Source organism: Mesorhizobium sp. M1E.F.Ca.ET.045.02.1.1, assembly GCF_003952485.1.
GTDB lineage: Bacteria > Pseudomonadota > Alphaproteobacteria > Rhizobiales > Rhizobiaceae > Mesorhizobium.
In genome coordinates this window covers 776,982-802,074 of sequence record NZ_CP034447.1, presented here as the reverse complement: position 1 = coordinate 802,074, position 25,093 = coordinate 776,982, and the positions used below count along the sequence as shown (strand labels likewise).

General features: G+C 60.2%; 29 protein-coding genes. 16 read left to right on the top strand and 13 right to left on the bottom strand.

Going from position 1 to position 25,093, the window contains the following annotated elements; genetic code table 11:
- Nucleotides 1-95: 95 nt before the first annotated feature.
- Nucleotides 96-287, top strand: coding sequence for a hypothetical protein (locus EJ070_RS36140; protein ID WP_189350765.1), 192 nt, complete (start codon nucleotides 96-98; stop codon nucleotides 285-287).
- Here the strand turns inward: EJ070_RS36140 and EJ070_RS37415 are convergent.
- Entirely contained in the window at nucleotides 244-582 is a 339-nt protein-coding gene (locus EJ070_RS37415; protein WP_348639586.1) for a cytochrome c oxidase assembly protein, read from the bottom strand. The genes EJ070_RS36140 and EJ070_RS37415 overlap by 44 nt on opposite strands.
- A complete protein-coding gene (locus EJ070_RS03755; protein ID WP_245464806.1) occupies nucleotides 516-1,151 on the bottom strand; it encodes a cytochrome c oxidase assembly protein in 636 nt (211 codons plus the stop codon). Before EJ070_RS03755 ends, EJ070_RS37415 begins: the two co-directional genes overlap by 67 nt.
- Before the next feature lie 439 nt (nucleotides 1,152-1,590).
- On the opposite strand from EJ070_RS03755, the gene EJ070_RS03750 reads away from it, so the two are divergent.
- The 5 genes from EJ070_RS03750 to EJ070_RS03730 all read left to right on the top strand — a co-directional run bounded on the left by EJ070_RS03750 (nucleotide 1,591) and on the right by EJ070_RS03730 (nucleotide 4,880).
- Complete coding sequence (locus tag EJ070_RS03750) at nucleotides 1,591-2,901, top strand: divalent metal cation transporter (RefSeq protein ID WP_126090114.1); 1,311 nt, start codon at nucleotides 1,591-1,593, stop codon at nucleotides 2,899-2,901.
- Between the two features lie 433 nt (nucleotides 2,902-3,334).
- Nucleotides 3,335-3,766, top strand: coding sequence for a hypothetical protein (locus EJ070_RS03745; RefSeq protein ID WP_126090113.1), 432 nt, complete (start codon nucleotides 3,335-3,337; stop codon nucleotides 3,764-3,766).
- 313 nt (nucleotides 3,767-4,079) lie between these two features.
- Nucleotides 4,080-4,364: a PRC-barrel domain containing protein gene (locus EJ070_RS03740; protein WP_126090112.1), complete on the top strand. Its 285-nt coding sequence runs from the start codon at nucleotides 4,080-4,082 to the stop codon at nucleotides 4,362-4,364.
- A 9-nt stretch (nucleotides 4,365-4,373) separates the two neighbouring features.
- On the top strand, nucleotides 4,374-4,571 hold the full coding sequence (locus EJ070_RS03735) for a hypothetical protein (RefSeq protein WP_126090111.1): 198 nt from the start codon (nucleotides 4,374-4,376) through the stop codon (nucleotides 4,569-4,571).
- Between the two features lie 9 nt (nucleotides 4,572-4,580).
- Nucleotides 4,581-4,880, top strand: a complete 300-nt coding sequence (locus EJ070_RS03730) for a plasmid stabilization protein (protein WP_126090110.1) — start codon at nucleotides 4,581-4,583, stop codon at nucleotides 4,878-4,880.
- Nucleotides 4,881-5,356: 476 nt separating this feature from the next.
- Here EJ070_RS03730 and EJ070_RS03725 read toward each other — a convergent pair whose 3' ends face one another.
- Nucleotides 5,357-5,821 (bottom strand): hypothetical protein, encoded by a 465-nt coding sequence (locus tag EJ070_RS03725; protein WP_126090109.1) that lies wholly within the window; start codon nucleotides 5,819-5,821, stop codon nucleotides 5,357-5,359.
- A gap of 970 nt (nucleotides 5,822-6,791) precedes the next feature.
- On the opposite strand from EJ070_RS03725, the gene EJ070_RS03715 reads away from it, so the two are divergent.
- A complete protein-coding gene (locus EJ070_RS03715) occupies nucleotides 6,792-8,003 on the top strand; it encodes an FAD-binding oxidoreductase (protein ID WP_126090108.1) in 1,212 nt (403 codons plus the stop codon).
- Nucleotides 8,004-8,026: 23 nt separating this feature from the next.
- Here the strand turns inward: EJ070_RS03715 and EJ070_RS03710 are convergent, their stop codons facing one another.
- Nucleotides 8,027-9,076 carry an ATP-dependent DNA ligase gene (locus tag EJ070_RS03710; protein WP_281059661.1) on the bottom strand — a complete coding sequence of 350 codons (1,050 nt, stop codon included), beginning with the start codon at nucleotides 9,074-9,076 and terminating at the stop codon, nucleotides 8,027-8,029.
- Between the two features lie 70 nt (nucleotides 9,077-9,146).
- The gene (locus EJ070_RS03705) at nucleotides 9,147-9,563 is read right to left on the bottom strand and encodes an HD domain-containing protein (protein ID WP_126090106.1); all 417 of its coding nucleotides are present in this window, start codon (nucleotides 9,561-9,563) and stop codon (nucleotides 9,147-9,149) included.
- Between the two features lie 231 nt (nucleotides 9,564-9,794).
- On the opposite strand from EJ070_RS03705, the gene EJ070_RS03700 reads away from it, so the two are divergent.
- Nucleotides 9,795-10,403 carry an isochorismatase family cysteine hydrolase gene (locus EJ070_RS03700; RefSeq protein ID WP_126090105.1) on the top strand — a complete coding sequence of 203 codons (609 nt, stop codon included), beginning with the start codon at nucleotides 9,795-9,797 and terminating at the stop codon, nucleotides 10,401-10,403.
- Nucleotides 10,404-10,636: 233 nt separating this feature from the next.
- On the opposite strand, the gene EJ070_RS03695 is transcribed toward EJ070_RS03700, so the two are convergent.
- Both EJ070_RS03695 and EJ070_RS03690 read right to left on the bottom strand, forming a co-directional pair.
- Complete coding sequence (locus EJ070_RS03695) at nucleotides 10,637-10,801, bottom strand: DUF3309 family protein (RefSeq protein WP_126090104.1); 165 nt, start codon at nucleotides 10,799-10,801, stop codon at nucleotides 10,637-10,639.
- An 84-nt stretch (nucleotides 10,802-10,885) separates the two neighbouring features.
- Nucleotides 10,886-11,101, bottom strand: coding sequence for a hypothetical protein (locus tag EJ070_RS03690; RefSeq protein WP_245464804.1), 216 nt, complete (start codon nucleotides 11,099-11,101; stop codon nucleotides 10,886-10,888).
- 303 nt (nucleotides 11,102-11,404) lie between these two features.
- On the opposite strand from EJ070_RS03690, the gene EJ070_RS03685 reads away from it, so the two are divergent.
- From EJ070_RS03685 to EJ070_RS03675, 4 genes are all read left to right on the top strand, one after another.
- Nucleotides 11,405-11,689, top strand: coding sequence for a hypothetical protein (locus EJ070_RS03685; RefSeq protein ID WP_126090103.1), 285 nt, complete (start codon nucleotides 11,405-11,407; stop codon nucleotides 11,687-11,689).
- A gap of 446 nt (nucleotides 11,690-12,135) precedes the next feature.
- Complete coding sequence (locus EJ070_RS03680) at nucleotides 12,136-12,492, top strand: KTSC domain-containing protein (RefSeq protein ID WP_126090102.1); 357 nt, start codon at nucleotides 12,136-12,138, stop codon at nucleotides 12,490-12,492.
- Nucleotides 12,419-12,718, top strand: a complete 300-nt coding sequence (locus tag EJ070_RS36135; protein ID WP_189350763.1) for a hypothetical protein — start codon at nucleotides 12,419-12,421, stop codon at nucleotides 12,716-12,718. The genes EJ070_RS03680 and EJ070_RS36135 overlap by 74 nt, the downstream gene beginning before the upstream one ends.
- Before the next feature lie 362 nt (nucleotides 12,719-13,080).
- Nucleotides 13,081-13,296, top strand: a complete 216-nt coding sequence (locus EJ070_RS03675) for a KTSC domain-containing protein (protein WP_126090101.1) — start codon at nucleotides 13,081-13,083, stop codon at nucleotides 13,294-13,296.
- Between the two features lie 20 nt (nucleotides 13,297-13,316).
- Here the strand turns inward: EJ070_RS03675 and EJ070_RS03670 are convergent, their stop codons facing one another.
- The 3 genes from EJ070_RS03670 to EJ070_RS36130 all read right to left on the bottom strand — a co-directional run bounded on the left by EJ070_RS03670 (nucleotide 13,317) and on the right by EJ070_RS36130 (nucleotide 14,867).
- Nucleotides 13,317-13,499, bottom strand: a complete 183-nt coding sequence (locus EJ070_RS03670) for a hypothetical protein (protein ID WP_126090100.1) — start codon at nucleotides 13,497-13,499, stop codon at nucleotides 13,317-13,319.
- Nucleotides 13,496-13,804: a hypothetical protein gene (locus EJ070_RS03665; protein ID WP_126090099.1), complete on the bottom strand. Its 309-nt coding sequence runs from the start codon at nucleotides 13,802-13,804 to the stop codon at nucleotides 13,496-13,498. Before EJ070_RS03665 ends, EJ070_RS03670 begins: the two co-directional genes overlap by 4 nt.
- A 682-nt stretch (nucleotides 13,805-14,486) precedes the next feature.
- Entirely contained in the window at nucleotides 14,487-14,867 is a 381-nt protein-coding gene (locus EJ070_RS36130) for a hypothetical protein (protein ID WP_189350353.1), read from the bottom strand.
- A gap of 550 nt (nucleotides 14,868-15,417) precedes the next feature.
- Here EJ070_RS36130 and EJ070_RS03660 point away from each other — a divergent pair.
- Genes EJ070_RS03660 through EJ070_RS03650 form a run of 3 tightly spaced genes read left to right on the top strand, consistent with a single transcriptional unit; the run spans nucleotide 15,418 to nucleotide 20,559 of the window.
- Entirely contained in the window at nucleotides 15,418-16,635 is a 1,218-nt protein-coding gene (locus EJ070_RS03660; RefSeq protein ID WP_245464803.1) for a chemotaxis protein CheB, read from the top strand.
- The gene (locus tag EJ070_RS03655) at nucleotides 16,589-20,188 is read left to right on the top strand and encodes a CheR family methyltransferase (RefSeq protein ID WP_126090098.1); all 3,600 of its coding nucleotides are present in this window, start codon (nucleotides 16,589-16,591) and stop codon (nucleotides 20,186-20,188) included. The genes EJ070_RS03660 and EJ070_RS03655 overlap by 47 nt, the downstream gene beginning before the upstream one ends.
- On the top strand, nucleotides 20,185-20,559 hold the full coding sequence (locus EJ070_RS03650; protein WP_126090097.1) for a response regulator: 375 nt from the start codon (nucleotides 20,185-20,187) through the stop codon (nucleotides 20,557-20,559). The genes EJ070_RS03655 and EJ070_RS03650 overlap by 4 nt, the downstream gene beginning before the upstream one ends.
- A 533-nt stretch (nucleotides 20,560-21,092) precedes the next feature.
- On the opposite strand, the gene EJ070_RS03645 is transcribed toward EJ070_RS03650, so the two are convergent.
- The 3 genes from EJ070_RS03645 to EJ070_RS03635 form a co-directional block, all read right to left on the bottom strand.
- The gene (locus EJ070_RS03645; protein WP_126090096.1) at nucleotides 21,093-21,707 is read right to left on the bottom strand and encodes a methyltransferase domain-containing protein; all 615 of its coding nucleotides are present in this window, start codon (nucleotides 21,705-21,707) and stop codon (nucleotides 21,093-21,095) included.
- A gap of 120 nt (nucleotides 21,708-21,827) precedes the next feature.
- A complete protein-coding gene (locus tag EJ070_RS03640) occupies nucleotides 21,828-22,145 on the bottom strand; it encodes a YMGG-like glycine zipper-containing protein (RefSeq protein WP_126090095.1) in 318 nt (105 codons plus the stop codon).
- Nucleotides 22,146-22,723: 578 nt separating this feature from the next.
- Entirely contained in the window at nucleotides 22,724-23,008 is a 285-nt protein-coding gene (locus tag EJ070_RS03635; RefSeq protein ID WP_126090094.1) for a type II toxin-antitoxin system HicB family antitoxin, read from the bottom strand.
- A gap of 717 nt (nucleotides 23,009-23,725) precedes the next feature.
- On the opposite strand from EJ070_RS03635, the gene EJ070_RS03630 reads away from it, so the two are divergent.
- The gene (locus EJ070_RS03630; RefSeq protein ID WP_126090093.1) at nucleotides 23,726-24,901 is read left to right on the top strand and encodes a Fic family protein; all 1,176 of its coding nucleotides are present in this window, start codon (nucleotides 23,726-23,728) and stop codon (nucleotides 24,899-24,901) included.
- Nucleotides 24,902-25,093: the final 192 nt, after the last annotated feature.

Genomic DNA, 25,093 nt, shown 5'->3' with positions numbered 1-25,093 from the left:
GGAGCTATTGAAAGATTAGCCGAATGTATCCCTTTGCTTCCTTCCATGATCTGGCCGCGGGCAGAGGCGACGGCCTTCGCCCCGAGCTTGTCCGAATGCTGAAGATACGCGCCGCGCTGGCAGGGTCAGATGTGCTGCAGCTTAACGCCAAGCGCGGGGACGGTTTCGAACAAGCGGGGCCAAATCCCGTTGGAGATATCGAAAGTGCGCTTCCGGACGGCGTTTTGCGTTATCCCGCCGACGTCAAGACGAAACATCCGTCGAAACGCCGGCGCCGATCTCGATGACGCGAAGCGGTGTCTGCTCCCGTCCACTTGTACGAATCCAGAGACCGGCCAGGAACAACGCTACTCCGCCATAAATCAGGCCAGACGGGATCCACATCACGAGGCCCGCAAGCTGCTGGTCTTCGAGGGGTGCAAGACCCCACAAGCTTGAGCCGACTGCATTTTCGGAATACCAAAGCCGCGGCGAGACCACAAGCAAGGCCCCGAGCAGGCCGGTATGCAACGAGGTCAAAAAAGATGTATGACCGCGCTGCCGCAAGCATGTCTTCGGCGCGGGTGAGGCAGCAGTGCCCACCAGAATAAAAGACCGGTGCCGAAAAAGCTGGCATGCTGCGCATAGTGCCAGAGACCGTTTTGCAATGCAGCCTCGAAAAGCGCCGGCACATGCCACACCCATATCGCGACGCCATGCAGAATGGTGGCGATTAGGGGTCGACTCATGAAGATCCAGATCGCCCCAAGCATGCGTATATGCCCGGCTGCGCGGAGCGCCTGGCGTAATCGCATGGGTAGGGCCCATATCATTGGCGCCGCTGGACATGAAGCAATTACGAGGGGCGCCGCCACCGCCATCAGCAATTCGTGTTCAATCATGTGAGCGGTGAACAGCCGCTCGCCCAATGCATGAAGCGGGCTCACCAAGGCTCCCACCAATGCGACCCAGCCGGCGGCGAACAGTAGGGCTTGCCGAAAACGCAAAGGGCGAGCGCGCCCGCTCCGTTGCCATAGCCGGATGGCGCCTACGACATAAAGCAATGCGACTGCCGCCAATGCAAAGATAATGGAAAGCGTGAACGTCCAGCCGGCATCTGGGCCGCCTGGGCCATAACAGAGCGAGGTCGAGAAGAGAGAATCGAAGCTCATCGCCTGCAGCCGTCAATGCTAGGGGGACAACCGTGAGCGCGGCGGCCGCCACGATATTTTTGTCGCAATCCGCAATGGGTCGGCGCCACTCTATGATTGGGAAGCCTGATCACCGTTCATCATCCTTGGCGCATTTGTTGAACACGCCTCAACGCGCGAAAGGCATAGAAGTGCCAAGCACAAAACACCGCCCTGGGGCGATTTCAGTCAGATCCAAACATGCAGGCTCCGCAGGGTAGGCTGCTAGCCTTGTCTGAAGGATCAAGCACGCGAACCAAGCGCCCTTGTCGACCTCGACGCCGGCAATGGCGGCGTCACCCCGGCCATCCGCTTAGCTATCGCCGAGCGCCACCAACATCGATCTGGAACTAGCAGCGCCATGTCGGGTTTTGATTGATGCGCGGTCACTGCATCGGGACCGAGTTCTTGGAGTAATGCGATGGGCGACATCGGCGCCGAACTCCGCGAAAAACAGACAATTAGGCTGGAAAAAGGGCCATTTCAGAGATATCTGCGCACAATTGGGCCCGGCGTTATTGCAGGCGCTGCAGACGATGATCCTTCGGGTATCGGCACTTACGGCCAAGCGGGTGCTCAGCTTGGGTTCAATATTGGCTGGACAATGATATTCACCTTTCCGCTCATGGCCGCGATCCAGGAGATTGCGGCGCGGATTGGCCGGACGACAGGTCGAGGTATCTCTGGAAACCTCTCTCGACACTATCCTGCAGAACTAATGTATTTTGTGGTCTCCTTGTTGTTCGTTGCCAATGTTATCAATATTGGCGCGGACCTGAGCGCGATGGCGGACGCGCTCCAATTGCTGGTGGGTGGCCCCAGTTCGCTCTACGTGGTTGGGTTCGGCTTGGCATCTATTGCTGCAATCGTCTTTCTCGACTACAGCCGGTATGTCACGGTGTTGAAATGGACGACGCTCAGCCTCTTCGCCTACGTTGTGGCCGCGTTCATGGCGCACATCCCCTGGAGAGAGGCGCTTAAAGGCATTCTCGTCCCGCACGTAGAATGGAATGGGTCCTTTTTCACCACGTTTCTTGCCATTCTGGGTACCACGATTTCCCCTTATCTTTTCTTCTGGCAGTCGTCGCAAGAGGTGGAAGAGGAGACGGTGGACCCGAAAGCCAAGCCGTTGAAATGCGCGCCATGGCAAGCATCTGGCGCCTTCCTGCGTATTCGCGCAGACACTTTGGTCGGCATGGCATTTTCGAACGTGATAGCGATCGCGATCATCGTTACAGCGGCCGCCACCTTACACAAGGCGGGAGTTACCGAGATCAATTCCTCGACCGACGCTGCCAAAGCGCTGGAGCCGGTTGCAGGCAAGTTCGCGCTTATGGTCTTCGCGACCGGCATCATTGGCACCGGACTACTTGCGGTGCCGATTCTCGCAGGTTCGGCGGCATTCGCCGTGGGCGAAGCGTGCCGATGGCCGGTGGGGCTGGAGCGACAGCCCAAGGAGGCGATTGCGTTTAATACGACATTGGCTGCGGCGGCCATGCTCGGAATGGCTATCATCTTCACACCGATCGATCCAATCAAGGCGCTGTATTGGAGTGCTGTCATCAACGGCATATGCGCGGTTCCGTTGATGGTCGTCATGATGCAAATGACTGGGCGCTCCGACGTGATGGGCGAGTTCCCTGTGCAGGGTTGGCTACGGGCTCTCGGATGGCTCGCGACCAGCACGATGGTCATTTCCGTGCTTGGCCTCGCGCTTCAATGGATAGTTTGAAATGGCGCTAACCGAGTCTCGCTTGCGCCTATGAATGCAACGTGGGGCCTGCTCGGGGCTCACTGCATGTTCGTTTGCTGCAGGGGGGTAGGACCGCCGCCACACGGTCGCGACGGCGGTCTCCCCACGATGCTTGACCGTCTCGGATTCCGCACAGCAGGTTTGGTTTCTCCTCCCGTGACGGGGCAAACCGCTGTTGCCTGGCGTACAAGCAACTTCCCTCCGTTTTCCGCGTTGGAACATCCGAGGGCACCTTTAAGGTTCGGAGAATCCCATGATCGTGTCCAGTGCCAGCGCGCTCGAAATCGAGTCAAGCCAGCCCACGCAACCGCATCAGTGCGGCACAGCAGCCTCCGATCTTTCCAATGAGCTAAATAGAGACCGTCGATGCCAGCCCTCGGAGTGACGCCCGGCCTTTCAACAGGAGTCAAACATGAGACATCAAACACTAAATCAGCTACAAGCAATTGCCGACGTTAACTCGCTGGCGCCAACATCAATTATGACCAGAACGCAACGGATTGAGCGCTGGGCAGATCTTCTTGATGAACGTCCCGTGCGAATCCTCGGAATGCTGACCGGCACCGAATATTTGCCAGCGGAGGCCCGAGAACTAGCACGGGCAGATGGTTCCCCCATTACCGTTGCATTCGAAGATCCTTTGCTGCGTGCTGCAGGTCTCAAAAATGACACTTATGGAGAAGCCAAGCGCTTCTTCGAACTGAGCGACTGGCAACTGCATGACATAGTCTGTAGTTGCCATGCTGGTACCCTGACAGAAGGCAAATCTGCCGCCGCGACGGTCCGGCGGAGCCTCAACGGGCGCAGATTTCTTGTTTGGCTGAGATATGTGCTCATGCACTGAGGGTGTCGCTGGATACGACATGTCGGCGTTGTCGGGCGCGGCGAGGATTAGGCCAAGGTCGGTTGAACCCTCTTTTGAAATAGGCGGGGTAAAACTCACTGATGCGAGGATCAGCGCGCGAACAACGGCAATCGCCACAACGGCGGTTCTTAATAGCAAGCCTGTAGCAGACTCGCGCGATAGGACCGGTCACTGAGATGCGCGGCCGGTCAATCGTTGCTCGCCACGGAATTTGGCCCCTGTCGTCCGTTCGCAGGGGAACTGTTCTTCCCTCTGCCGGTTATTTGAATCTCACCCAGCGGAGATGCGAGCCATGGACCACACAAACCACGTAAGGCTAACAAACGCCGAACTCACCCCGGACATCCTCGAAGGCGCAGCCATCTATGGGCCCCAGGACGAGAAGATCGGCTCTGTCGATCATGTCCACGGTAGCCAGGTCGTCATCGATGTCGGCGGCTTTCTCGGGATTGGCGCCAAGCCTGTTGCCGTTGCCGTAAACCAGCTCGACTTCATGCGCGACGAAGACGGTAACGTCCACGCTGTGACCTCGTGGACGAAGGACCAGCTCAAGGACATGCCGGAACACCGCGATTAGGAGGTCAATATGACTACCCCGCGCCACGGTGCTCCAGGCACCACCGAACAGAAACCGCGCTGGGAGGGCCCGCCGGAAAACCGGCCTCCGGGCTATCTGCCAGCCAAAGACGATCCAGACGAAGATCGCGATGCCGCCGGCGAAAACCTCAAGGACCCTGACAAACGCGATCTCGGAGATGCGCTGAAAACGAAACGAAACAAATAGGAGGCATGCATGCCACGCGGAGACAAGTCGAAATACACCGACAAGCAGGAACGCAAGGCCGATCATATCGCCGAAGGTTACGAGAAGCGCGGTATTTCGGAAAAGGAGGCCGAGCGGCGCGCCTGGGCGACCGTCAACAAGGACGATGGCGGTGGCAAAAAGGAAGGCGGCTCCGGCAGGGGCAAGCACACCGGAAATCCAGCCGCTCATAAGGGCGGAAGGAAGGGTGGCGCCGCCTCAGCCAATCGCTCGGCTTCCGAACGCTCGGCGTCAGCAAAGAAGGCGGCGAGAACAAGAGCGCATCAATGACGATCATGCTTCCCGCTGACGCCACCGCACTCGGAACGCAGCGTCTTCGACGATCTGAAAAGCCCCGGATACGACAAGGATCTCCTTGAGATCGCGGAACTCCTGATCGACAATAGCCGCCCAGAAACGTGCCGGGTGCCAATCCCTTTTCGTGGAGCGTGAAGCCACGCTTGAGCGCTTCGAAAACCAATAGCTTCATCGCGTTTGAGTTTTGGCCCGCGTCCACATTCTGCATTCGACCGGCACATAAGGAAAGCCCGTCGCCTATTGTGGGGAACGTTGGCGACGGGCTTTTGCTGCTTGAGGCGGCCACATCCTGAAGAAAAATCGACCGCTTGGTGGATCAATTCACAGGAGCGTTCTCGGTTCCATTTAATGAGTCGAATTTTCAACTGAGACACGCCGCGTCGGATGCTGAGATCGGGCGTCAGGGACATCCCGAAAAGCAGACGGTCGAGCCGCAACCGCAGCTTCGACTATTCCCTGGCGTGAGCGAAAAAGCGAATTGCCGGCCAACCGGCGATCGTCTCCCGCAGTTTGCTGAAAAGCTTTCCATCTTCGTTTGTGGCGGCCCGGACCTGCACGGCAACCCAGCTGGCTTTCATGGTGGCGCCGACATGACAATGGCAAACAATGGCATGCAACTGCCATTCCGATAGTTCGAAAAAACGCCTCGCCTCGCCATAGGTGTCCCCCTTCAAACCCTGCGCGCGCAAGATTGGATCAGCGAAAGCGATGCTAAGCGGAGATTCGGTACATTGTGCTTTGTCTCGTACATCCAGCCTCATGTACTCGGTGCCGGGCAGTGCTCCCAGGCACCGGTCGGGATCGCGCTCGAGAAGTGCGGCCCAGTGTTCCAATCGCTGGCTCCGCGTCATCGCCGGGCATGCTGCATCGATCTCCGCGACTGCATTTAGTTCTTCGCGTGTTTGGTGTCTCATGGCCGTCTCCTGTTCGTGAGCCGCTCTGCCTGCTGCAAAGCGCGCCACAGGTAGGAGTAGCCCAGTTCGTCCCTATGGCGCTCGAACCTCCATTTCATCGGAAAGTTCCCCGCCACAAAAAATTTGTTCCAGAGGAGCCCTAAGTGAAGCCATTTCATCCTGGCAGCCGCAGTCCCTAGCGGCGCCGTCTTCGTCGGCGAACACGGCAGTTGGAACCGCCATCGCTTCAACGTCTACGGCGTCGTCTTTTTCAGCGAGGGTCACCCGAACGGGATGGCGAGGGACGTGGTGACCAGCTTCCTCGACGACAAGGGCGAGGCGCGAGGTCGTCCGGTCGGTGTCGCCGTCAGAAGTTCGGTGCTGGCGGTGAGTCCACGACCTGGCGTAGACCACAGTCGCAGCGCAGGCCGAAGCCGGCAACCTGCCGGTTGGCAAAGGCCCTGGAAATCGCGGCTGACCGCTTCGGCTCCTTCGTCACGGGTCTCAATACCGGTTGATAGCGGAATCCTTCGGAAAGTTGTGGCCCGCCGAAAAGATCGCTTTGGGCGGCGGGCGCCGCAAGCATTGTACTAAACCTCGTCGAACTGGTTCCCTTCCTTTGACGGGTCTCGTGACAGCTCGCACTCCTCTTCCTCGTCGGGCAGGGCTTTGTCACTGTTCTGGTGGCGTTGTCGTCGTCTTCTTCGGGAAGCGTTCCTTCTGTTTCCCAAACCGCGACGACGCTGTCTGGAAGCACCTTGCTGCCTTCCAGGACGTCCCAGTCGTGGTGTTCGATGGTCGGGGCCTACCTCGCCCTGCTGCAGGGATCTTTGCTTGTTACGCGGTTCTATAAAAGTCTCCGACGATTGATGATTCGTGCGGTTAGCTCGATGGATGAATCCGCCCACCCGGCCGGTTCTTTCGTCCTCTGATCGGGGACGGTGGAACGGCAAGGCTTCGACCGACTTATGGTAGGGAAGTCGGGGGTTCCATGCAGCGTAAACTCGATCTCAGAAGCGGCACTCCTGTCTGGTCTGCCTACCGATCGCCGTCCGTGCCCATGGGCCGCCTAGCCCGCGACGTGAAAGCCGACGTGCTGATCGTCGGCATGGGGATCAGCGGCGCTATGATGGCCGAAGCGCTGACGCGTGATGCGCTTTCCGTCATCTGCATCGACAGGCGTGGGCCTTTGCAAGGATCGACGGCCGCGACAACTGCATTGGTACAGTTCGAAATCGATCAGCCGCTGACGAAGCTGTCGAAGATGATCGGCGGCGCTGCTGCCCAGCAGGCATGGCGGCGTTCGCGGCTTGCTGTGATCAACCTTGAAGGGCGGATAGCGGAACTCTGCATCCGCTGCAGCCAGGTGAGCACCCAGTCACTTTACCTGGCTGGCACTACGCTCGGTCCAACGGACCTGCGCAAGGAAGCTGAGGCACGTCGGCGAGCCGGTATCGGCGCATCGTTTCTAATCCGTGCACGGTTGCGGGATGAATTCGGCATTGATCGTGGCGGCGCCATTCTCAGCCACGACAATCTGGCGCTTGATCCGCGAAAGCTTACTGCCGGTCTGCTGCTGGCCGCGCTCAACAGAAAGGCGCGCTTGTACGCTCCAGCCGAGGCGATGGCGATCGAGCACAATCGCCTTGGCGTAGCCGTAGTCACGCGCCAGGGGCCCACAATCACAGCTCGCCATCTCATTCTGACGACCGGCTATGAGCTGCTCGATGTCGTGCCGGCCGTCAGCCACAAAATCATTTCGACATGGGCGATCGCGACCCGGCAACAACCAGGAAAGATTTGGCCAGGCGCTGCTATGATCTGGGAAGCCTCCGACCCGTATCTCTATGTCCGTGCGACGGACGATGGGCGTGTGATTTGCGGCGGCGAGGACGAGGATTTCACTGATGAAGAGCGCCGCAACGCACTAACGGACAAAAAGGCAGCGCAGCTCTCGAAGAAGCTCAAGCGGATTTTCCCGTTGCTCGACACCAAGGCGGAGTTCGCCTGGAGCGGATCGTTCGGCGCGATAGGCACCGGGCTGCCGATCATCGGTGCATTACCCGACCATCCTCGCATACATGCGGTGATGGGCTATGGCGGCAATGGCATCCTCTTTTCACAGATCGCTTCTGAGGTCGTCTCGGCGTCGATCAAGGGCGGAGAAGATACGGATGCGGACCTGTTCGCGTTCAAGGCTTAATTCCGGGATCACTGCCGACGCAATCACCGCCGCATTGGCGAGGGGCCTTTGATCGCGGTCTCGTCGATTTGTTCGAATGTGCACTGGCGAGGCGCCTTGTCCGGCCGCCACCGTAAGAGCTTGGTTCCGTGCCGGAAGCGCTCGCCAGTGATGTGGTCGAAGCGAACCTCGACGACCAACTCCGGCTGCACAGGTTCCCATTGCCCGCTGCGATCGGTGCTCCAGCGGCTCGGACCGCCCGGCGCCTTGCCGGTGAAACCTGGCTCGCCGCGCAACGCCTCGAGCTTCTCCGTTATCGCCGCACGCTCGTCATTGCCGATAGTCGCGGTGAAACCGACATGGTCAAGTAAACCGCGCTCATTATAGAGGCCAAGTAGCAGCGACCCGACCTGCCGCTTGCTGTTCAGGTAGCGAAACCCGCCCACCACGCAGTCGGCGGTGCGCAGCCGCTTGACCTTGACCATCGCGCGCTCACCCGGCTGATAGCGCTCGGCCAGCGCCTTGGCGACGACACCATCGGTCGAGCCATGACCAGCGCCTTGCAGCCATCGTTTTGCAGTCGCCAGAGCCGTAGTGGCGGGCGATAGTCGCAAAGAGTTCTTGTCTGCTTTCACCACGAAATCCTCGATTGCTGCTCTCCGCTCCACCAAGTCTTTCTCTATGAGGATCTTGCCGTCCGATGCGACGAGCATATCGAACAGGATCAGTTGCGCTGGCGTTTCCAAGCTCAGCTTGCGGATTCGACTTTGCGCAGGATGCAGTCGCATCTGCAGCGCATCGAACGAAGCATGCCCGTCGACCTCAATCACGATCTCGCCATCGACGACGAAATTTTCCGCGTCGAGGTCACCCAACAGCGCTGTCAATTCCGGGAAATACCGGCCCAGCGGCTTGCCGGATTTTGCCCTGAGATCCACGACCTTGCTGCCCTTGAAGGCGAGGCAACGAAAGCCATCCCATTTCGGCTCATACTGCCAAGATCCATTCCCTTCCGGCAGCGCATCGGCTGTCCGCGCCTCCATTGGAGGCGTGTCGAGAGGCAGAGGGAACCGGTTGCCGGACGCCTTTACCACCGCTCTTCGGTGTGGTGATGCGGCAGGTCGATGCCGAAGGCTGGGCTTGCCGTCGCCAGAAAGGCAGGCATCAATTGGGGAACTCTTCATCCAGGACTCGCAAACCCTCCTGGTATTTTGATGTCGCGGCTCCAGTCTGGCGCGCCTGCCGGAGATTGTCGACAAGGTCTGCCCGCTTGACCGGGAGTGCCAACGGATTGGCAGCTGCCCTACGTATGAAAGCGAGATCGTCTTCGTCGGATCTTCTGGTGAGCGCATCTACAGCCGACACGATCGATGGTCCGAGGCCGATCCTTTCGAGGCGATCGCGATTCCAGCCGTCGCCCTTCTCCAGAACATCACGCAGGTAGGCAACAGCCTTCTGATCAACCGTTTCGACGGCGTCCGCAACCCGGCGGCAATGTTCGATGAAGGGTTGTCCGGTCTTGTCTGTCTGACCAGCGTGAGCCTGTTCGGCGATTTTTGCCGCACGATAAAGCACGCTCATAGCTTCGATCCTGCATTTGCCTCTTGCATCTAACCGAGAATATGGCCGCCGGTTCCATACGCTGCACGGCTCGCATTTCCTTCCGAGGGAGAGCTGTCATCGCCGTTGCAGGAACGAAGCCCGGTGCATCGCGTTTGTCGGCAGAGCAGGACCGAAATGGGTAACCGCTATGGTCAAGGTTGAACGCCGGCGGCTAGCCGCCGCTCTGATTGCGCGCGCGACGGCGTCCTGATGTCTGCGCCCGGACTGGCCTACGGTCCGTTGGGTGACAGGTGCATGCATCTTTGCGTCGACATGCAGCGCCTCTTTGCCGAACCATCGCCTTGGGCGACGCCTTGGATCACCCGTGTCTTGCCGCGGGTCGAAAGTCTTGTCGAACGACGCGCCGCCCAGACCGTATTTACCCGTTTCCTCCCAGCTCGCAAACCAGGCCAAGGCATCGGTACCTGGAAGCGCTACTATCAACGTTGGGCGTCAATGACCCTGGGGGAGATTGGCTTCGAAATGGCCGATCTTCTGCCGTCGCTGGCGCACCACTGTCCACCCGCAGCCATTATTGACAAGCACGTCTACTCGCCTTGGTTCGAGGGCAAGCTCACGAGTCTTCTGACGGAGAGGAAAACTGACACGTTGGTGATCACCGGCGGCGAGACCGACGTATGTGTGCTCGCCACCGTATTGGGAGCGATCGACTTCGGCTTCCGTGTGGTGCTGGTAACCGACGCGCTGTGTAGCTCGTCCGACGCCACCCATGATGCACTGCTGACGGTCTATCACCAGCGGTTTGCACAGCAGGTCGAAACGGTGGAAATGGAGACGATCCTGTCAAGCTGGACTTGATGCAAAAGTCGAGATTCCGCCTCCCGGGCTGATTGCGAAACATTTTGACACGTCAATGCTTCGCGACCGCACGTGTCGACGGAGCGCAAAGGCGCTTGGAGTGTCTAGACGGCCCCGTGACTGTTGAAATCCAGTTGTCCGGTGCCGCTAAGCGCCTGCGGCGACCCGGTTGAGGACTACAAATCTCAAAACACGTCGCGTGAACCGTCCGGGTTCGGTTCGCCTAGTTCTCGCTACAGGCGACCGAGGAAAACCAGGATAATGATGATCAGCAACACCAATCCCAAACCTCCGCCCCCATAGTAACCGGTGCCGTAAAACGGACTGCCACCGAGGCTGCTGAAGCCGCCAATCAATAGAAGAATCAGTATAACTATCAAAATTGTGCCGAGACTCATGGGACTCTCTCTCTCTCTCTCTCTCTCTGTTTGCGCGCCCGTGCATCCTGAGCGCACTGCTTCACTGTTGATCAGAATATTAACTCAATGCGCGGTTGTGGGTGGCGCCATTTTCAATAGTCGCCGCCGAGCTGCTTTTGCACGCGCTTGCCCGGCCCGGATGCGGCTGCAAAGCGCAAGACTGACCGCGAGCCCGTGGTTGTCGTCGAGCATGGCCTTTGCCTGCTTAAGGGAGAGTTCGGCTCGCTTCGCGCGCAACCTTGCGACTGCCATTTCCAGGCTCAAAAGTTCAACCATCATGTATCCTCGTTGCTAGGCCTTCGATTAGAAAACCCTCACTTTCCGCTTAGGTTCCGCTTGCCGCGAGGGGGCGCATGTACGGCATCCCTCATAGCGTGCGGGATTGGATGGTTCCGAAAGTGACCACGACACCAAACGGGATTTAGAAGGGCGCTGTTTGTCCAGTCGACAGCACCGCTTCGTTTCAACAGCACCGGCGCCAGCCTGACGGGGGATCAGGCCCCGTGTCGAGCGCACTAGGAACTGTTTCCCCGTTCTCCAGTTTGGAAACTGAAGGGACATTTCCCCAAACAGGAGATCAGCATGAAACGGCTTCTTATCGCGTCAGCCATGATGGCGTTGTCCGCCGGCCTTGCTTTCGCGCAGTCGAGCAACTCGACGAGCGGATCCTCGTCCGCTACGACAACAATGCCGACCGACCAGAGTACGGATTCAACAACCACCAAGTCGACCAATCCGAATTCGGCGAAGGACTGCGCGCCCGGCCAGCAGACCGGCAGTGCGAAGCAAGCAGCGCCCGGCCAGCAGGATACCGACGCCAAGACGGCGGCGCCGGGCCAGATGAAAACGACGACAGAAGGTTGCTAACAGCGCTTTGTCGATTGCTTGAACAAACGCACTCGAGACGCGTTGAAGTAAACTCTGGCCACTCCCGCTGGCTCCGGCCGGCGGGCTTTCTTCTTGTTCGGAACAAGCAAATCGGATGGCTGTTGGTTTCTTAGCAGTGCGCGGGTGCCTAGGAGCGCGCTGCCTCGGGTCGCCTCTTGACGGCCCGAGAGCCCGACCGGTCCCTCAAACGGGCGGACTCGCCCACATTTAATCGAGGCGTTTGGCACATGTACTGAAAGAAAGACCGCCGGGCTGGGAACTCCAATCCTAGCCCGGCGAAGTTCCTGATCCCCATCAGGACACCGGTGGAGGAATACCTCTTCAGCGCAATACCGGTGCCAACATTCTGATCCCGACGTGGGACAGGCGAGCGCTCCGTTTCGGGGCCGTCTGGAAACAAAGGCTGGCGCGATCGCTTTGGCGTCATGCCCTCCACCTCGATTAGCAAAACTGCCTATGACCGGGAGAGCAGAACCTTGCCCGTGTGGTTTGTGGCCACTGGCAAGCGATACGACTTTGAAGGTGTACCGACGACGACTTTTGCGGCGCTGGATGCCTTGCCCCTGAAGCGGGAACGGCCGGCTGGCCAGCTCAGGAAAGCCGCCGGACCGACCGGCGCGGCGAGATTTATAAAACCGCGCGCGGTTGGCCGGATTTTTATTAACGCTCGCCAAACATTCCGTCATGCGAACGAAGGACCCTTCATAGATGATCACCGAAGTGCCATTTTTGGACGGATCCTGGCATTCATCTTGCAGCGCCATCCTTTTTCGGGAGGCTGATGCGATGGCTCTTTCACCTGAACTGTTCGACCAAGACATGATCCTTAATTGCCCAATCTGCAATCGGGCGATGGTCAGGAAGGGTTACTGGATCAAGAGCGTCAAGGCATTCACCTGCGACGGATGCCATAACGAGATGCGGCTTACCTACGGGCAGAAAATTGCAATCTTCGAGCGACCGGCAGGCGGCTGCCAAGCGCTAGCGGCCCTGCAATGCTGGCGGTAGGCCGATATGCGAAGCATGTGAACGAAGGACGCTGGCGCCCTCGGAATTCGCGGTTCTACCTATAGCTAGCCAAACTCCGCCTCGAGGTTCTGCTACAATCCCGAATGGCCGTCCGAATGGTAGTTGTCCTGGCGCTTCTTTTCGCCTTCGCATACGGATTCGCGAAACTCGTGGAACGCTATGGCGGCGTTTGGCGATCGGCCCCCGCCGTGTGAGCAATTGGCTGATTGCCCCAGCCCGAACGCGCCGCATCCAGAGCCCGAATCTAAGCCGAGTTAGCAGCCGGCCCTTAGCGGACGTCGTGGACTCTGAAACAAAAGCCGGGTCGGATCGTTTGCAATGCGCCAGACCACGGTTGCGCCATGCCATCTACCTCGATCAGCAAAACGGAATACGACCCGGCCAACAGAATTCTTTCGGTGTGGTTCGTGGCCAGCGGCAAACGCTACGCGTTTGAGGGTGTGCCACCAGAGACCGTCGCGGCATTCCGAGCAGCCTTCGCCAAGGGCCGCTTTTTCAACCGCCACATCCGCAATCACTTCCGGTATCGTCGAATTTCAGGCGATGATGATCCCTGATGCACGGGTCGCGACCCCTACTAGGCGTCCATCCCCAGCGGCTTGTGGCTCGGTTGCTCGTGCCAGATGGCCTGCCGTAGATCGGGCCGCTCAACCGCCTGACCAAAAACCGGGCACTTGTTGAAATGATCGGCTTCACTGCCCATTTCCCTTCCGTGCCGCGTTCCGATGATCGGTGGGTCAAGCTGCGAAAGGTTCGTCATGTTGCATTGTCCGAGAGAGGCGTCTTCTGCTTCGGCGGAACGTAGCGTGTTACAAGCCTGACGGTGTCAGCATTCACGGTGACTGGTATGCCCAGATTCACCGTGACCCTGCCTTCGTCGACGTGGGTGACATCGCCCACCAGTTCGATCGGCTGTCCCTTAGTCACCTTCGATGTTCGGTCAACAACGGAATGCGGCTGCCCGTAGGATGGGATCGATACGCTCACCCGATCTTCCGTGACCCGCTTGCGAACAGTTGCGATGATGGCGACCTCGTCGCCGACGTGGATGCTGTTCTTCGCCATGGACATGAGTCTGGCGCGGGCGGCCGCTTCGTCAAGCAGATGCTAATATTTTCGCATGTACATGGAACAGACCTCCGCGATTGCTGGTTGTAGCTGGCAGCGGTCATGTCCGCTCCTGGGTCGCTAGAGAAGCTCGTCGCCGTATGTCCGGCGACGGGCTTTTAAGCTAAGGCTAAAATTAGTAGTGCCAGTTTGAAAACCGGCGCATAATGGATGTCTGCCCCGCGATCCGGGGTAAGGGGCCCGGCCTGTACGTCCCCTAGTCAACCCCGACTCCCCGACAGGCCGGGTACCGTTGGCTCCCAGCTCCTTGGGCGGCCAGTTACGGCGCTTGTCATCTGGCAAGCAATGAGGAATATAATCCTCGCCGGTGCGGTGACCTCATTTCGGAGATCGCCTTGACGATGCAAGAAGCCAGGCACTGGCATGTCGGTCGATTGCCTACCTGTAGGCGGAAGGCTGTTGTTGAATCGCCGAACTGGTGAGGCGACTCAAAACGGACCAACCTTGCGTGCATTGGGATCGGCCCGGCACGGCTGGCGGGGTAGGCCAGCACACGCCGGACCTGACCAGCAAAGGCTCGCATCGCACCGGCTGAGGTGGAGGTTATCAGCCGCCGCCAATCTATCCGCCATACAAACGAAGGATACTTTAGCGCGAGAGTACGTAGATGGTGAGGGAATCACATTGACATTTGCAGCTGCGCTTTCTGGCTTTGCACATATCGATTATGCAACATCTGCGCATCTTCAGAACCGTAAGCCGAGCCGCCGGGTGAGCAAATCTTCAAGCTGGATGCTGCACCTTCGACCCATCCGTCAAAGATGAATCGCAATATATTATTCCCAATGCGCCCCTTATCGATGGCTTTGAGACTAAGGGCGAGAAGCCAGACTTCAGTCGCAACGCGAAGAGATTGGCCACAGGATCGACCGACGTCATCAGTTAGTTGACCAACCAACCCGCCATCGATCCTGCGCCCCAAAAGAAATGGAACCGACCACGCACCTCGGGCCTTTGCCTCTGAACGGACGCAGGAAGGAGCCTCATCATGAACCATCACGAAAACAGTGTCCTGGAAGCTGGCTGGCTCTTGGCGGTCCCGTTTTCGCTAGCCGTTGCCGTGTTGGTCGCAGGATTGGTGTTGAGCTAGTGAATAACACCAAGGACGCGCCCGCACACACCTAACCTAACAACGCTCGCCGGCCGTCAAAAAAACCCGGGGTCGCGCCTCTGCCGCGGTGCAGAATCAAGGCGGCCGCTACCGCCGCGCTTTCCGCCATGCCGCCGCGGCATCAGCCTCGCTACAAAATCAGCGCTCGCTACTACCCGTGGAAATCGCTATCCGGTCGTGACTCCTGACGCCGACTTTTCTCAAACAGGGCAAGCTTGGCCGCATAGCCAAGCCGCACCCTGGTCTTGCAGGCATCGCATCTGAACAGGCTCACTGCCTTGGTACGAACACAGCGGAGCCGATGTCTTCAGTTCGTCTGAAATTGCGTTGCTGCGCCGCGTATTCGACAGGTTGAAAGGTGAGCATCAATCTCTGGAGCGACGGGAAGCGCTCGCCTCCCGATCGTATCGCCCTCAAGGCACGGACAGATGGCCGTCGCATGCCGGAATCGCTCGCCACGGCAACGGCTCGCGGCTACGCGCGACCAGGGCGCGCCATGGAACCTAGTGCCCTTCGCCGACTTATGACTAAGGCGGGGGCGCGACCCACGAGTGCCATGGCCGACGTTCGAAACCGTATTTCATCTGCCCGCGAGAACGAGACAAGCTCGCCGAAAGGGGAGGCGCGTAACCGCTTCATCATTGTCATCGGCGCGTCGGCGGGCGGAGTCGAACCGCTGAAGAGGATCGTCGGCGACCTGCCCGCCGATCTGCCGGCAGCCGTGTTCGTCGTGCTGCATGTCGGCCAGGTCAGCTACCTGCCGGAAATCCTTGACCGCGCGGGTACGCTGAAGGCTTTGGTGGCCAAGAACGGCGCGACCTTCAGGACCGGCAATATCTATGTGGCGCCACCCGGCTTCCACCTCCTTCTGCATGGCGATCACATGATGCTGCGGCGGGGCCCGCGCGAAAACCTCGCCCGGCCAGCGATAGACCCGCTGTTCCGCTCGGCGGCGCTGAGCTACGGCGCCAGCGTCATCGGCGTGCTGCTCTCCGGTTCGCTCGCCGACGGCACCGCCGGCTTGAGGGCCATCAAGGCTGTCGGAGGGCTTACGGTCGTCCAGCACCCGAAGGACACGCTGGTTCCTTCCATGGTGGAGAGCGCGCTGCACTATGTCGAGGTCGACCATTGCCTGCCGGCCGCGAAGCTTGGCGGCTTGCTGGCGAACCTGGCCGCCGAACCAGCCGGTGAAACCCTCCCGGCGCCACCGGGGGTGAGGCTGGAAGCGGCAATCGCCGCTCAGGAGCATTCGACCATGAAAAATGAAGATCGACTTGGCGAACTGTCGGTGTTTACATGCCCGGAATGCCACGGGCCGCTGTGGGAGATCGAAGACGGTGACATGCTGCGCTATCGGTGCCATACCGGGCACGCCTTTACCGCCGACGCGGTGATGGAAGCGCAGGCGATCGAGGCCGACGAGATCTTGTGGAGCCTGCTGCGATCGCACCAGCAGCGGGCAGAGTTTGCCCGGCGCATGGCCGAGCGACAAAAGACGCAGCATCGCTCCGAACTCGCCAGCGAGTTTGGCAAGCGAGCCAAGGAATACGAAGCGGATGCCGCTCTGATCGAGCGTATTCTCGAAAGCAGGCGGGTGCAGGCAACAGACAATGGCGCAGGCGGCGAGGAAGGCAAGCACACGCAAAGCAAGGGCTAGCTTATGCGAGGCCGAGAAAGAGCCCGCGCCCATCATCGGCATCGGAGCGTCGGCGGGCGGCATCGGAGCACTGCAGACATTCTTTCCGGAAGTGCCGGCCGACAGCGGCTTTGCCTATGTCGTGATCCAGCATCTCGACGCCGAGCATGAAAGCGTTCTCGCCAGCATCATCCAGCGCTCAACCGCGATCGAGACGCAGACTGCGGCCGAGGGCTTGGAGATCAAGCCGAACCACATCTACGTGACCCCTCCCGGCGTCTCGGTGACGATCGAGAACCAGCGTTTTCACGTGGTCAGAATGACCACCACGCGCGCCAGACGCACGCCGATCGACGATTTCTTCACCTCGCTGGCGCAGGACCAGGCGGAGAATGCGGCCGGGATCATTCTTTCCGGAACGGGCAGCGACGGCACCATCGGCCTGAGGGCGATCAAGGAGCGCGACGGGCTGACGCTGGCGCAGGAAAGCGCCGAATATGACGGCATGATGCGCAGCGCCGTCCAGAGCGGCCTCGTCGACATGGTGCTTCCCGCGGAAGAAATGGCCGCGAAGCTGGTCGGCTATTTCAGCCATGCCAACCGCACCGAAAGCGAGCGCGACCGCCGCAAGCGCGAGGTGGCCGAACAGCTTTCGCGCATCGCGGCGCTGCTTCGCACACGCACCGGCCACGATTTCAGCGGCTACAAGGACAATACCATCCTGCGGCGCATCCAGCGCCGCATGCAGGTGCTGCAGATCGACGATCCGACCACCTTCTACGAGCGGCTTCGCGAAGAGCCGCAGCAGGTCGACCTTCTGTTCCAGGATCTGCTGATCGGCGTGACCAGCTTCTTCCGCGACACACAGGCCTTCGAATCGCTCGAACGCTTCGTCATCCCCAAACTTTTCGAGGATCGCAAGCCGGACGAGACGATCAGGGTTTGGGTTCCGGGCTGCGCCACCGGCGAGGAAGCCTATTCGATCGCCATGCTTTTGAAGGAGAGCGCGCCGCGCGGAGCTGCCTCCCCCAACCTGCAGATCTTTGCCACCGACATCGACGAGCGCGCGCTGGAAGTTGCGCGCGCCGGCCGCTATCCGGCGACGATCGCGACCGACGTGACGCCGAAGCGGCTGAAGGAATTCTTCTCGCGCGAGGACGGCACCTATCGCGTTTCCGCCGAATTGCGTGAAGTCTGCCTGTTTTCGGCGCACAATCTGTTGCGCGACCCGCCCTTTTCCAAGCTCGACCTGATCGCCTGCCGGAACCTCTTGATCTACATGGGACCGGAACTGCAGGAGAAGATCGTCCCGATCTTCCACTACGCGCTGCGCAACAACGGCTATCTCTTTCTTGGTTCCTCGGAAAACGTCACGCGCCACGCGCGCCTGTTCTCGACCATCGATAAGGCGAGCCGCATCTTCCAGAAGCGTGGCGGGGTCGCGATGCAGCGGCTGCCGGAGTTCCCGCTGGCTGCCGCTGCCAGGCAGGCGCCCCCTCTTGCGCGCCGGGGGGCCACGGCGGCAACCTTGCGAGAGGTTGCGGAACGGGTTCTCGTCGAACGCTATGCGCCCGCCTATGTGGTCATCAACGCCGACGGCGAGGTGATGCACAGCTCGGGAGGCACGGGCAAATATCTGGAGCTCGCGGCCGGCGCTCCCGATCACAACGTCTTCTCCATGGCGCGGCGCGGGCTGCGCATGGATCTAAGGGCGGCGCTCCACAAGGCGGTCAGCACCGGACACGTAGCCGTCCAGAACAAGATCAGCATCGGCACCAATGGCGGACGCCAGACGATCAGCCTCGCGGTGCAGCCGCTGCCGGCCGATGGCTCGTCCGAACCGCTCTACATGCTGGTCTTCCGGGATGTCGGCGGAATCACGCCGGAAACCGAGGACGAGCCCGTCCACACCACCGACGACGTCGAAAGCGCCAATGTCAGCCAGCTCGAAAAGGAGCTGCGGGAAACCAGGGAGCGGCTGCAGATCACCACGGAGGAGCTCGAGTCCTCCAATGAGGAGTTGAAGTCCTCCAACGAGGAGCTGTCCTCGATCAATGAGGAGCTGCAGTCGTCCAACGAGGAACTGGAAACCTCCAAGGAAGAGCTGCAGTCGATCAACGAGGAGCTGCAGACCGTCAATGCTGAGCTCAACATCCGCGTCGACGAGCTCAGCCGCGCCAACAACGACATGGCGAATCTGCTCGAAAGCACCCAGATCGCGACCGTGTTCCTCGATCGCGATTTGTGCATCAACAGCTTTACGCCGACGGCGCGCGATCTGTTCAGGCTGGTCGAAAGCGACGTCGGCCGGCCGCTTGCGCATGTGCGCCCGCGTTTCGCCGCCGACGGGTTGCAGGCCGACATGGAGCAGGTGCTGCATCGGCTCGGCACGATCGAGCGCCAGATCGAAGGCGCCGACAGCGGCAAGCGCTACATCATGCGCGTGCTGCCCTACCGTACCGTCGACAATGTCATCGCCGGCGTCGTCGTCACCTTCGTCGACGTCACCCAGATCGCGCGGGCGGAGGAAAAGATCAGCGTGCTGACCCACGACCTGCGCAACCGTGTCGAAAGCCTGGAGACCCTGCTGGACCTGGTGCCGGTGGGCATCTTCATCGCCGAGGACGGCAATGGCGAGGAAATCCGCGCCAACCGCCACGCGGTTGAGCTTTCCGGCCGGCGCGCCACGGACGGCAAGCTCAGTTCCATGCCTGCCGTGCTACCACTGATGTTGAACGGCACCCCGGTGGATGCCGCCGACCAGCCTTTGCTGAAGGCGATGCGAACAGGCAAGGCCATTCCCGGATATGAAGCGCGGATCATGCGGAGCAAGGGCGACGGCATCGATGTCATGATGTCGGCCAATCCGCTGTTCGACGAATTCGGCAAGGTGCGCGGCGCGATCGGTGCCCTGATCGACATATCAAGCCACAAGAACGCCGAGCGCAACCAGGAACGGCTGCTCCATGAATTGCAGCATCGCGTGAAGAACATCCTCGCCACCGTCACCGCGCTGACGTCACGTATGGTGCGTTCCTCGGAATCGCTCGACGATTTCGCGAGCGCCTTTCAGGCCCGTCTCCAGGCGATGGCTCGCACGCACGAATTGCTGGCCTCTTACCAATGGGGAGGCGCCGATCTCGAAGGGCTGGTGCGGGCGACGCTGTCTTCCTATGGCGGCAAGACGGGCCAGAACGTCGTCGTTCGGGGCGACCCGTTCCAGCTCAACGCGAGTGCGGCGGCCACGCTCGGCCTGGTCTTCTTCGAGCTGGCCAGCAACGCGACCAAATATGGCGCGTTCACCAGCGACAAAGGCCGGGTCGACATTTCTTGGCGCGTCGAAAAGCCGGGCACGCTGTCGATCGCCTGGAAGGAAATCGGCGGCCCCAAGGTGAAGGAGCCGACGAAGAGGAGTTTTGGAACCACTTTCATCCAGCAGAGTTTGGAATACGAGCTAGGCGGAAAGGTCAATCTGAGCTTCAAGCGGAACGGTTTGGAGTGTCTTTTGCAGATACCGTTGCCCAGGTCCGAAACGACCGATTACTTGTCGCCGCCTGCTCCAGGCAAGGTATGAATGAGCAAGCCTCCTTATCGGGTCTTCAGATCCTTATCGTCGAGGATGCTTTCCTGGTAGCGCTGGATCTCTCCGACCTGCTGACGGATTCGGGATGCCAGGTGGTCGGTCCCGCGGCTTCGGTGAAAGAGGCGCTGCAGCAGATCGACGGTATCGCGCTTGATGGAGCGGTGCTCGACGTCAACCTCAACGGAGAACGGAGTTTCCCCTTGGCCGAGTTGCTCGCCTCGCGGGGCATTCCCTTTCTTTTCGTCACCGGCTACGACAGTCCGACGATTTTTCCCGATGAGTTCCGGCAGGCGCCAAGGCTATCGAAGCCGGTCGACCCCAAGGAGCTGACCGCAGCCGTCGCGCGTTTTCGCCGATCGTAATGGAGCCGCCGGCGCCGGTGGCTCCACCTCTGTAAGAGGAGCCTACCTTCTCGTCCGGAACCCCAGCCCATCCATCTGCCGGTGTTCGGTGGCGTCTGCAAGGCGGTGGGGGGAAGCGATCTGGTCGCGCTCGTACCGAAACAATTCGCGCGCAAGTTGGCATCCGCCTGGGGCTGGCATCCACATTCTCCCCGTGCCGACCATTCGACACGGGAGCAGTCTGCAGGCCGAGGCGCTGGCTGAGATGTGCGACCCTAATCGTCGATCCTGTCTCACGGGCTTACGCGCTTTGCGCGGTCGCCAAGACATTGAAGAAATTGAGTAACAATTAGTTCCCGTCGACGGTCCGCGCGGGCGAAACAGAGAAGGCGGATGCAGCGAATAGGTAGGTGGCAGAACGGCTGCTCTGGTCAGCCAACCGACAGCCGACGGTTACGGCCCGGTCGGGAGATTCGCTTTGCTATCCGGCTCAGGCATTGCGCCCGCGACAGATCGCCGTCGCCTGTGCGGGTCGGCACGCGCGCAGGGCGAATTCACGCCTTCCTGGCAAATGCCCACACCATCAGCGGGTACTCCTCGTCATTACTCAGGTCTCTCCACAAGCCATAGGCCCTCACCGGCCCGCCGATATGCGCCTTGGCGCAGGCCTTGTTGCCCCAGCCGAACACCTGCACGTCCTCCTCCGCAAAGCCGCCCTCGACCATCAGCTGCTTCAGTCCTGCCGGCGTCCAGCGGTTGTAGTCGTGTGGTCGCGCATGCACGCGGAACAGGAACGGCGTCGCCACCATCGCCCAGCCGCCTGGCCTGGTCATCGCGTGGATGTTGGCGGCGGCCGCCAGTGGCCGCTGCACGTGCTCCAACACCTGGTCGGCAATCACAATGGAAAATTGCTCGTCGGTGCGGTCGCGGCAGATGTCGAAGTCTGGGAAATCGACCGAGCGGTAGTTTGGGCACATCGCCCGCCAGTAGCGGTTCCAGCCCGGCGAGATCTCGATCACATCGCGGGATTTGCGGTTCGCCGCCTCGAGGAATGTGGTGAAAGCTTCGATCTGGCGAATGCGCAGCCAGTTGCGGGAATCATACCCGATCAGCCGCTTCACCGCCCGCTTGCTACGGTCTTTCAGCGCGCCGGCAAGGCTCGTCGTCATTTCGACCTCCTCCGCAGCCCGCCGCAAGAATGATTCTATATCGAGAAGCGTACAAAAGCATGACGGACGAGGGGAGTCGGCGCAGAAAACCGCCGTCTCCCATAGTCAAAGACCCGGAGGTCAATAGTCGCCGTTATAATAGCGGTCGTCGCAGGGCGCGGTGTAAATGCGGCCGTAGCGATCCTGATAACGGCAGAGCTGCTCGCCACGCCGCTGCGGCGTCGTCGCGCTGCCGACGACGGCGCCGAGTAGCGCGCCACTCGCCGCACCGATGACGGTGCTCTTGGTGTTGCCACCGATGGCCTGGCCGACTAGTGCGCCGCCGGCGCCGCCGACCAGCGCGCCGGTGGTGGCCCGCTGCTGGCCTTCGGTTTGCGTCTCGCATCCGGCAAGTGCTGCGCTCATCAGCACCGCTACCAAAACCTTCTTGATCATCATCTCCAGAACTCCTTCGAAGCCCCAAAGACCAAAAGAAACAGGGGCGTACCTAGCCGCAGTGGGCTCGCATTGCGGCGGAACGGCGGCGCGCTTTCTCACGAAATGAGTCATGGTTTCCCGGCTGTTGAAGAGCATGGTCGCCAAACTGGAAAGACGGCCCGGACACCGAACGAGATTGATACCCCGCATCGGCGAGTGTGATGCCTTTCATAGCGCGGTGGCCGGGATCGGCGGAACGTTCGCCGGCGAATGATGTTCACAAGGAATTATTTTAGAAGAACCTTAATTTCCTTATGTTAATGTCGGCAAACGGCTGGTGGGGCCAGTCGACGTTCCCGTTTGGGGTTGGCCGCGTTGCAAGGCAACGCTGAAGGGGTCGGGGCAAATGAAACTGGCATTATCCGAAGGCAAGTGCCAAGGCTGCGACGGCACAGGTACGATGTTCGAATGTCCGAGATGGCAAAGCTCCAACGGCCATTGCTGCCCGGCGGGGACGCATCAGGACGGATGTCCCGGCGTCAGCGTGCGCTGCGCGGAGTGCGAAGGGACGGGCTCCGGCGCCGAGGGATACGCGAAGTTCAGCTCGGCCGACGTGGTAACTGCCTGACGTATCGAGCCTTCAGACGCACTTGGATAGTCGTGAGTGCGCCTCTATCGGTCACCACGCGCTCCGGTGACGTCGGCTCTGGAATGGGTTGGCCGTCCTCCATAAGTCCCTCGACGTGAAAAGCGAGCGCCTGCTCGGCGAGCTGACGCACCTCCAAGATCGTCCGGCCGGCCGTGACGACACCGGGGAAGTCGGGAAAAGAAAGCCCGAAGTCGCTGTTGCCCTCTTTGTGGATCACACCAACGTATCGGCGCATTCCATTCCCCATAGCTTGTCAGCCACGCCAGCGGACCTATTTCAAAGCCGCGGACAGGATCGGGCCGAATTCCAACCGGCTCACCTACCCTCAGGTGGCAAAGTCGCTGGATCAAGGCATCGGTACGACGGCGCGAAGCGATGGACAAGGCTGCAGCGGCCCGCAACACCCCTCAAGCGAGGCTGAGGGTTCGCGCTGCCCAGTATCTGCGGATGTCCACCGACCGACAGGCTTACTCCATTGCAGGCCTTCAGACGAGCACGCGCTAGGCGCATCACCAATGAGCAGATGCTGGTCGAGGCGGCCAATGTGCTGAAAGAGAGAGGGGCGTTGTCGGGCTCAATACTTACCGCCGCGCCCAACTGTCGATCGGCCAGCCATTACATGCACCGCTTCGGAACCCTCCAGGCGGTTCTTCGAGCCTCCCGGCGTCGAGGCCTTCCTCAATGTAAACTTGACCCTCATATGTGCCTCCCTGGACTTCAAACCGACCAACGACGCAGTTGGCAGCTTTAGCGTTAGGTGGAGCCGGAGTCACATCAGGGGCCGAAAAGCCACCCCGGGTCGTCGGCAACAATCTATCAAGCGCGCTAAGAACGATTTCTTGACTAACGCTCAGCGCTAGTAAAGACTTCTTTCCCAGAGAGGTCGCCAAGGAACGCTGTCGTTCCTTGCTCGCCTCGATCCGAACGAAGCTGTTCCCAATTGGGTCATGAAATGCCGAAGCGAACAACGGGCCGATACGAGAGCGTAACCGCAGGCGCAGAGAACGTCGATGCGTTCATCCCGTTCGATCTGCCGCCTGCGCGTCCGGCACTCTCTGTTGAGGGCAAGCTCGAACATCGTCTCCGGGAAGCCGAGCAGGCGCTCGTTCGTCTCGATCTCGCAGGCGATATGGTGCCTTCCCTCGATTGGTTCATCTATGCCTTCGTGCGCAAGGAGGCCGTGATCTCGTCGCAGATCGAGGGCACGCAGGCGTCACTCGTGGACCTTCTCGCTTTCGAGGCCGAAGAGGGGCCGGCACCCAATGCCGACGTGGAAGAGGTCACGAACTACCTCGACGCGCTCGCCTATGCCCGCGACCAGCTTGCGTCGAAGCAGGGGTTGCCAATTTCCATGCGGCTCCTGAACGAGGCGCACAAGCGGTTGATGCGCGGCGTGCGCGGTTCGAACAAGCAGCCCGGAGACGTGCGCCGCAGCCAGAACTGGATCGGGGGAAGCCGGCCAGGCAATGCGGTCTACGTTCCGCCGCCACCGGATAAGCTTCCCCAGCTTCTCAGCGAATTTGAGAAATACATCCACGTCGACGATCCGCTACCGAAGCTGATGCGGGCGGGTCTTCTCCACGTGCAGTTCGAGACCATTCATCCCTATCTCGACGGCAACGGGCGAATCGGGCGGCTCCTGATCGCGCTGCTCTTGGAGCACTGGGGCTTGCTGAAAGCGCCGCTCCTCTATCTCAGCCTGTTTTTCAAACGCCACCGGGAAGAGTACTACCGGCGCCTCAATCTGGTCCGGCTGGAAGGGAACTGGGAGGGCTGGATCGACTTCTTTCTCGATGGGGTCGCCACGATTTCCGATGAAGCCGTCACCTCGGCGCGGGAACTGTTCAATCTCGTCTCCGCGGACCGGGTGCGATTGCTCGAAGCCCATTCCGCCTCCGTCTCGGCAGTGAGACTGTTCGAGCAATTGCCGCGTCACCCAATCGTGAGCGTTGCCTCGGTCACAAAGTTGATCGGCGCAAGCAAGCCGACCGCGATCCGTGCGATCGAGGCGCTGACCGAAACCAATATTCTCGTGGAAACTACAGGAAAGAAGCGCGACCGCAGCTTCGCCTATCGCGCCTATCTTGAGTGCCTGCGAACCGGAACGGAATTGGACAGCGGCGGCTGATCGCTACCAACCGCGAAATCATGCCAAGCAAAGCCCACATCCTAGGAGCTTGCATGAAGCCCTATCCCGTGCCGCGCTCCTTTGCTTAGGCGCGGGACCATAGGGAGCGATACGGGAAGATTTCCTATTTTGGCCCACGAAAAAGACAATGAAATCAGAGATGTGAATACGTCCTCCGGGCCCACCATTGTC

Coding starts and splice junctions, on each gene's coding strand:
- EJ070_RS03740 (WP_126090112.1), top strand. CDS start 4,080: ATGGACCACACAAACCACGTAAGGCTAACAAACGCCGAACTCACCCCG.
- EJ070_RS36135 (WP_189350763.1), top strand. CDS start 12,419: ATGATCACCGAAGTGCCATTTTTGGACGGATCCTGGCATTCATCTTGC.
- EJ070_RS36140 (WP_189350765.1), top strand. CDS start 96: ATGCTGAAGATACGCGCCGCGCTGGCAGGGTCAGATGTGCTGCAGCTT.
- EJ070_RS03650 (WP_126090097.1), top strand. CDS start 20,185: ATGAATGAGCAAGCCTCCTTATCGGGTCTTCAGATCCTTATCGTCGAG.
- EJ070_RS03645 (WP_126090096.1), bottom strand. CDS start 21,707: ATGACGACGAGCCTTGCCGGCGCGCTGAAAGACCGTAGCAAGCGGGCG.
- EJ070_RS03670 (WP_126090100.1), bottom strand. CDS start 13,499: ATGACGAACCTTTCGCAGCTTGACCCACCGATCATCGGAACGCGGCAC.
- EJ070_RS03755 (WP_245464806.1), bottom strand. CDS start 1,151: ATGAGCTTCGATTCTCTCTTCTCGACCTCGCTCTGTTATGGCCCAGGC.
- EJ070_RS03680 (WP_126090102.1), top strand. CDS start 12,136: ATGCCCTCCACCTCGATTAGCAAAACTGCCTATGACCGGGAGAGCAGA.
- EJ070_RS03735 (WP_126090111.1), top strand. CDS start 4,374: ATGACTACCCCGCGCCACGGTGCTCCAGGCACCACCGAACAGAAACCG.
- EJ070_RS03700 (WP_126090105.1), top strand. CDS start 9,795: ATGTCTGCGCCCGGACTGGCCTACGGTCCGTTGGGTGACAGGTGCATG.
- EJ070_RS03685 (WP_126090103.1), top strand. CDS start 11,405: ATGAAACGGCTTCTTATCGCGTCAGCCATGATGGCGTTGTCCGCCGGC.
- EJ070_RS03730 (WP_126090110.1), top strand. CDS start 4,581: ATGCCACGCGGAGACAAGTCGAAATACACCGACAAGCAGGAACGCAAG.
- EJ070_RS03630 (WP_126090093.1), top strand. CDS start 23,726: ATGCCGAAGCGAACAACGGGCCGATACGAGAGCGTAACCGCAGGCGCA.
- EJ070_RS03750 (WP_126090114.1), top strand. CDS start 1,591: ATGGGCGACATCGGCGCCGAACTCCGCGAAAAACAGACAATTAGGCTG.
- EJ070_RS03705 (WP_126090106.1), bottom strand. CDS start 9,563: ATGAGCGTGCTTTATCGTGCGGCAAAAATCGCCGAACAGGCTCACGCT.
- EJ070_RS03725 (WP_126090109.1), bottom strand. CDS start 5,821: ATGAGACACCAAACACGCGAAGAACTAAATGCAGTCGCGGAGATCGAT.
- EJ070_RS03715 (WP_126090108.1), top strand. CDS start 6,792: ATGCAGCGTAAACTCGATCTCAGAAGCGGCACTCCTGTCTGGTCTGCC.
- EJ070_RS03690 (WP_245464804.1), bottom strand. CDS start 11,101: ATGATGGTTGAACTTTTGAGCCTGGAAATGGCAGTCGCAAGGTTGCGC.
- EJ070_RS03695 (WP_126090104.1), bottom strand. CDS start 10,801: ATGAGTCTCGGCACAATTTTGATAGTTATACTGATTCTTCTATTGATT.
- EJ070_RS03660 (WP_245464803.1), top strand. CDS start 15,418: ATGCCGGAATCGCTCGCCACGGCAACGGCTCGCGGCTACGCGCGACCA.
- EJ070_RS03655 (WP_126090098.1), top strand. CDS start 16,589: ATGGCGCAGGCGGCGAGGAAGGCAAGCACACGCAAAGCAAGGGCTAGC.
- EJ070_RS03635 (WP_126090094.1), bottom strand. CDS start 23,008: ATGCGCCGATACGTTGGTGTGATCCACAAAGAGGGCAACAGCGACTTC.
- EJ070_RS03745 (WP_126090113.1), top strand. CDS start 3,335: ATGAGACATCAAACACTAAATCAGCTACAAGCAATTGCCGACGTTAAC.
- EJ070_RS03675 (WP_126090101.1), top strand. CDS start 13,081: ATGCCATCTACCTCGATCAGCAAAACGGAATACGACCCGGCCAACAGA.
- EJ070_RS03640 (WP_126090095.1), bottom strand. CDS start 22,145: ATGATGATCAAGAAGGTTTTGGTAGCGGTGCTGATGAGCGCAGCACTT.
- EJ070_RS03665 (WP_126090099.1), bottom strand. CDS start 13,804: ATGGCGAAGAACAGCATCCACGTCGGCGACGAGGTCGCCATCATCGCA.